The sequence below is a fragment of the Rhizobacter sp. Root1221 genome (assembly GCF_001425785.1).
GTDB lineage: Bacteria > Pseudomonadota > Gammaproteobacteria > Burkholderiales > Burkholderiaceae_C > Rhizobacter.
The window spans coordinates 1-6,038 of the sequence record NZ_LMDI01000057.1 but is presented as its reverse complement, the minus strand read 5'-3'; the positions used below and the strand labels follow the sequence as shown (position 1 = coordinate 6,038).

6 protein-coding genes are annotated in these 6,038 nt (G+C 67.8%); 5 read left to right on the top strand and 1 reads right to left on the bottom strand.

The features are described from left to right. Positions 1–150 precede the first annotated feature (150 nt). Positions 151–1,332 (bottom strand): methionine adenosyltransferase, encoded by a 1,182-nt coding sequence (gene metK, locus ASC87_RS27225; RefSeq protein WP_056670560.1) that lies wholly within the window; start codon positions 1,330–1,332, stop codon positions 151–153. 205 nt (positions 1,333–1,537) lie between these two features. Between metK and ASC87_RS27220 the strand changes: the two genes are divergently transcribed. From ASC87_RS27220 to xerC, 5 genes are all read left to right on the top strand, one after another. Next, positions 1,538–2,416, top strand: coding sequence for a lysophospholipid acyltransferase family protein (locus ASC87_RS27220; protein ID WP_056670556.1), 879 nt, complete (start codon positions 1,538–1,540; stop codon positions 2,414–2,416). A 3-nt stretch (positions 2,417–2,419) separates the two neighbouring features. Continuing rightward, the gene (locus tag ASC87_RS27215; RefSeq protein WP_056670553.1) at positions 2,420–3,295 is read left to right on the top strand and encodes a lipid A biosynthesis acyltransferase; all 876 of its coding nucleotides are present in this window, start codon (positions 2,420–2,422) and stop codon (positions 3,293–3,295) included. 136 nt (positions 3,296–3,431) lie between these two features. Further along, on the top strand, positions 3,432–4,286 hold the full coding sequence (gene dapF, locus ASC87_RS27210) for a diaminopimelate epimerase (protein ID WP_056670550.1): 855 nt from the start codon (positions 3,432–3,434) through the stop codon (positions 4,284–4,286). A gap of 2 nt (positions 4,287–4,288) precedes the next feature. Beyond that, positions 4,289–4,966, top strand: a complete 678-nt coding sequence (locus ASC87_RS27205) for a DUF484 family protein (RefSeq protein ID WP_056670547.1) — start codon at positions 4,289–4,291, stop codon at positions 4,964–4,966. A gap of 4 nt (positions 4,967–4,970) precedes the next feature. Continuing rightward, positions 4,971–5,930 (top strand): tyrosine recombinase XerC, encoded by a 960-nt coding sequence (gene xerC, locus ASC87_RS27200; RefSeq protein ID WP_056670544.1) that lies wholly within the window; start codon positions 4,971–4,973, stop codon positions 5,928–5,930. The last annotated feature ends 108 nt before the right edge of the window (positions 5,931–6,038 follow it).

Sequence of the window (6,038 nt, the reverse complement as noted above, 5' to 3'; positions counted from 1 at the left end):
CGGATGTACGGGTGCAACTCTCTTCCTGCCAGCCAGACCATGCCAACAAAGTGCTTGCGAAACAGGGGCGTCCATGTACGGGATGACAAAAGAGGGATGACTCGTGGCGCGGTTGCGTCAGCGATCCCGGCCTTCGCCGGGAATGACGATTTACAGCCCGGCCGCAGCCCGCAGCGTGGCCGCCTTGTCCGTGGCTTCCCACGTGAACTCGGGTTCCTCGCGGCCGAAGTGGCCGTAGGCCGCGGTCTTCTCGTAGACGGGACGCAGCAGGTCGAGCATCTGGATGATGCCCTTCGGACGCAGGTCGAAGTGTTCGTTCACCAGCGCGGCGATCTTGTTGTCGGGGATCACGCCGGTGCCTTCGGTGTACACCGTCACGTTCATCGGCTTGGCCACACCGATGGCGTACGCCACCTGGATCTGGCACTGGCGCGCGAGGCCCGCGGCCACGATGTTCTTGGCCACGTAGCGTGCGGCGTAGGCGGCCGAACGGTCCACCTTGCTGGGGTCCTTGCCGCTGAACGCGCCACCGCCGTGCGGGCAGGCGCCGCCGTAGGTGTCGACGATGATCTTGCGGCCGGTCAGGCCGCAGTCACCTTGCGGGCCGCCGATGACGAAGCGGCCGGTGGGGTTGATCAGGTACTTCGTTTCCTTCAGCCATTCCTTCGGCAGCACCGGCTTGATGATCTCCTCGATCACGGCCTCGATGAACGACGACTTCATCTTCGACGACGTTTCGCTCTGGTCGGGATGGTGCTGCGTGGAGAGCACGACGGTGTCGATCGAGTGGGGCTTGCCGTCCACGTAGCGCATCGTCACCTGGCTCTTGGCGTCGGGGCGCAGGAAGGGCAGGCGGCCGTCCTTGCGGAGCTGGGCCTGGCGCTCGACGAGGCGGTGCGCGTAGTAGATGGGTGCCGGCATCAGCTCGGGCGTTTCGTCGCAGGCGTAGCCGAACATCAGGCCCTGGTCGCCGGCGCCGATGTTGAGGTGGTCGTCGGACGCGTGGTCCACGCCCTGGGCGATGTCGTTGCTCTGCTTGTCGTAGCAGACCATCACCGCGCAGCCCTTGTAGTCGATGCCGTACTCGGTGTTGTCGTAGCCGATGCGCTTGATGGTGTCGCGCGCGACCTGGATGTAGTCGACGTGCGCGTTGGTGGTGATCTCACCGGCCAGCACCACGAGGCCCGTGTTCGTCAGCGTTTCCGCGGCGACACGCGAGCGGGGGTCTTGCTTGAAGATCGCGTCGAGGATGGCATCCGAGATCTGGTCGGCGACCTTGTCGGGGTGACCTTCGGAAACGGATTCGGACGTGAAAAGGAAATCGTTCGACACTCTTAAACTCCAGTCAGGTTGCAGACACTGCGTTGCCGGCCCGGAAGGCTTGTAGAGCGGCGAACGCTTTAGCAGAATTTTCAGGCCCGGTCCCGGACACAATGCCGGGATGGCCCAGCAGCTTCGGGGAACTACACCGTGGCTGCGTCGCCCTGCAAGTTGTTCAGTAACTCGGCGACCAACGCATTATAGAAACAATCGATCGATGCTGACCCTTTTTCGGTGGTTCTCCAGGTTACCTCTGGGCGTATTGCACGCCATCGGGGCTTTGTTGGGGTGGATCACCTATGCCGCCTCCCCCACATACCGCCGCCGGCTGAAGGCCAATGCCGAGTTGGCGGGTGTGCCGGCAGCGGCCTGGCGGGGGGCCGTGGCCTCGGCCGGGCGCATGGTGGCCGAGATCCCGTTCCTGTGGGCCCGGCCCACGGACACCCCCATCCTGCCGAAAGTGCGCTTCGAACACGAGGACGTGCTGGCCGACGCCCTCGCCCAGGGCAAGGGCGTGCTGCTGCTCACGCCGCACATGGGGTGTTTCGAGGTCACCGCCCAGGCCATCGCCGAGCGTTTCGGGGCCGTCAAGCCCATCACCGTGCTGTACCGGCCGGCGCGCCAGGCCATCCTGAAGGACCTGGTGCGCACGTCGCGCGAGCGGCCGCACCTGATGGCCGCGCCCGCCACGCTGTCGGGCGTGCGCCAGATGATCCGCGCGCTGCGCAAGGGCGAGATGGTGGGGCTGCTGCCCGACCAGGTGCCGCCCGAGGGCATGGGCGTGTGGGCCCCGTTTTTCGGCCAACCCGCCTACACCATGACCCTGGCGTCGCGCCTCGTGCAGCAGACCGGGGCCGTGCTGCTGCTCACGTGGGGCGAGCGCCTGCCGGGCGGCGCCGGTTACGTGCAGCGGTTCTATCCGTTCCCGGAACCCTTGCCCGCGGATGCGGCAGAATCCGCGGCCGCCATCAATCGGGCGATGGAAGGGCTGATCCGCCAGCGTCCGTCGCAGTACCTGTGGGGGTACCACCGCTACAAGGCGCCCCGCGCCCAGTTGGCGGCCGACGATGGCGCCGCGGTGAACGTGAAGGAGTAGTTCGTGGGCACACGCGTGCTGTTGGGTTTCCTGTGGTTGTTGCAATGGCTGCCCCTGGGGGTGCTGGCCGCGCTCGGCCGCGGGCTCGGCCGGTTGCTGTGGGTGGTGGGTTCGGCACGCCGGCGCATCGCGTTGCGCAACCTCGAGCTGTGTTTGCCCGAGTTGTCTGCAGAAGACCGCCGCGTGCTCGCCAAGGAGCACTTCCAATGGCTCGGCCGCAGCATCCTCGAGCGCAGCCTGCTGTGGTTCGCGTCTGCCGAGCGGCTCAAGAAGGTCATCCATGTGGAAGGTGACGTGAAGCTGGCCGAACGCAGCACCCGCCCGGTGATGTGGCTGGTGCCGCACTTCATGGGCCTCGACGTGGCTGGCGTGGCGGTGCTGCTGTTCCAGCAGCACGAGGGCTGCTCCATGTACCAGGAGCAGAGCAACGTCGCGATGAACGAGGTGATTCGCCGCGGCCGGCTGCGTTTCGGCCACGCCCAGATCTTCCCGCGAAGCGACAAGGCCCTGCCGCTCATCCGCGCCATCCGCCGCGGCGTGGCGTTCTTCAACCTGCCCGACATGGACTTCGGCGAACGCGACGCCGGTTTCGTGCCGTTCTTCGGCGTGCCGGCGGCCACGCTGCTGGCGCCGTCCCGCATGGCGAAGGCCCTCGACATGGTGGTGCAGCCGGTGATTGCCGAGATGCTGCCGGGCGGGCAGGGCTACCGCGTGCGTTTTGGTGAACCCTGGACCCATTTCCCCACCGACGACGCCCTGGCCGACACCGCCGCCATGAACCGGTGGATCGAGTCGGAGATCCGCCACAACCCGGCCCAGTATTTGTGGGTCCACAAGCGATTCAAGACCCGTCCGGCGGGTGAACCATCCTTGTATTGAGCCCCCCAGTCGGCTGGCGCCTCCTGCCCCCAGGGGGCGACCCCGGGTCGGCCGGCAGAGCCGGTCCTCGCGGGTGGCTTGATCTGCGGCTTCGCTCCGCTTGCCTTCCTTTCAGGCATGCGGGGGATAATGCGCCATGCGATTGCCATTCACCAAGATGCACGGCGCCGGCAACGACTTCGTCGTGCTCGACGCCACGCGCACGCCGCTCGACCTCACCCCGGCGCAACTGCGCCACCTGGGCAACCGCCACTTCGGCGTGGGGGCCGACCAGATCCTCGTGGTGGAAAACACCACCACCCCGGGCATGGACTACCGCTACCGCATCTTCAACGGCGGCAGCGGCGAGGAAGTGGAGCAGTGTGGCAATGGCTCGCGCTGCTTCGTGCGCTACGTGGTCGACAAGGGCCTGACCGACAAGACCACCATCCGCGTGGAGACCATGAACACGCAGCTCGAACTGAAGCTGCAGCCCGATGGCCGCGTCACCGTCGACATGGGCGCGCCGGTGTTCGAGCCCGCCCGCATCCCGTTCAACGGCGCCGGCCTGTTGCCGCGCCACGTGGCCGGCTTCGACCTGTGGCCACTCGACGTGAACGGCGAGACGGTGGAGATCGCCGTGGTGTCCATGGGCAACCCGCACGCGGTGCAGGTGGTGCCCGACGTGGACCGCGCCCCGGTAGCCATCCAGGGCCCCGCCATCGAAGGCCACACCCGTTTCCCGCGCCGCGTCAACGCCGGCTTCTTGCAGGTGGTGGACCGCAGCTACGTGCGCCTGCGTGTGTACGAACGCGGTGCCGGTGAAACCCTCGCCTGTGGCACCGGCGCCTGTGCTGCCGTGGTGGCGGGCATCCGCCAGTGGCTGCTCGACCCCGTGGTGCATGTCGAAACCCGCGGTGGCCCCCTGACGATCGAATGGCAAGGCGGCGAATCCCCGGTGCTGATGACCGGCCCGGCCGTCACCGTCTACGAAGGAGCAATCGAACTGTGAGCATGAACCTGCAAGGCATCACCGAACAAGACATCGCGAACTACCTGGCCAACACGCCCGGGTTTTTCGAGCGCCACGCCGAACTGCTGGCGTCGATCCACCTGACCAGTCCCCACGGCCAGCGCGCCGTGTCGCTCCAGGAGCGGCAGATGGAAATGCTGCGCGACAAGCACAAGGGCCTGGAGATGCGCATCGTCGACATGATCCGCCACGGCCAGGAAAACGTGGCCATCGCCGACCGCCTGCACCGCTGGACCCGCGCCATCCTGCTCACGCAGAACCCGAGCGACGTGCCCGAGGTGCTCGTGTCCGAACTGCAGCACCAGTTCCTGATCCCGCAGGCCGGCATCCGGCTGTGGGGCGCGGCCGAGATGTTCCAGGGCCAGCCGTTCTCGCGCGCGGTCACGGCCGATGCGCAGAGCTTCGCGTCGAGCCTCACCACCCCGTACTGCGGCATGAACTCGGGTTTCGAGGCGTCGTCGTGGCTGGAAGATGCCCCCACCGTCACGTCGATGGCGCTCATCCCGCTGCGCCACGACCTGGCCACGCCGGCCTTCGGCATGCTGGTGCTCGGGTCGCCCGACCCCATGCGCTTCAGCGCCGACATGGGCACCGACTTCCTGGTGCGCATCGGCGACCTGGCCAGCGCCGGCCTGTCGCGCCTGCTGCCCCCGCGCTGAGCCCATGACCTCGCCCGCCGCCCCGGATGCCCCGCCCGCGGCGGCGCTGGCGCCCGACATCGAGCGGCACCTGCAGCACCTGCAGGTGGAGCGGCGGCTGGCCGAGCGCAGCCTGGTGCTGTACCGCGAGGCGCTGGCCCGCCTGCAGGCCTTTGCCGAAAAGCAGCCGGTCGACCTGCGCCGCGCCCAGGTGTTCCACGTGCGCCGCTGGGCGGCGCAGTTGCACGCCGGTGGCCTGGCACCGCGCAGCATCGCGCTCGTGCTGTCCGCGTGGCGCGGCTTCTACCGCTGGCTCGGGCGTGATGGCCTCGTCGACCTGAACCCCGTCGAAGGGGTGCGTGCGCCGAAAGCCGCCGTGCCGCTGCCCAAGGCCTTGTCGGTGGACCAGGCCGTCACGCTCGCCGAAGCCCCCGAGGCCGAGGACGACCCGGCCCTGGCCGCCCGAGACCACTGCGTGGTCGAGTTGCTGTATGGCTGCGGCCTGCGTGTGGGCGAACTGGTGGGCCTCGACGTGGTGGCCGGGTCGGACGCTGGCGGCTGGATCGACGCCCAGGATGCCATGGCCCACGTGTTCGGCAAAGGCAGCAAGCGGCGCAGCGTGCCGGTGGGCGGCCCTGCGCTGCAGGCGCTGGCGGCGTGGCTGTCGGCACGCCCGGGGCTCGCCAGGAGCGGCGAGCCCGCCCTGTTCGTGAACCAGCGCGGCACCCGCCTCACTGCCGCACAAGTGCGTGGCCGCCTGAAACGCCGCGCGCTGCAGGCCGGCCTGCCCACGCATGTGCATCCGCACATGCTGCGCCACTCGTTCGCATCCCACCTGCTGCAATCGAGCGGCGACCTGCGCGCCGTGCAGGAACTGCTGGGCCACGCCAACATCCGCACCACGCAGGTCTACACGAAGCTCGACTTCCAGCACCTGGCGAAGGTCTACGATGCGGCGCATCCCCGCGCGAAGAAAAAACCCTGAAAGTCCTCCCGGCGAACGCCCACTACTGTCCGGAATAAATTGGACCGAGGTCACGTAAGTTGTTGCGAGCACTCGCTGTTTGGGATAAATCCCAGAGCGCCAACTCAA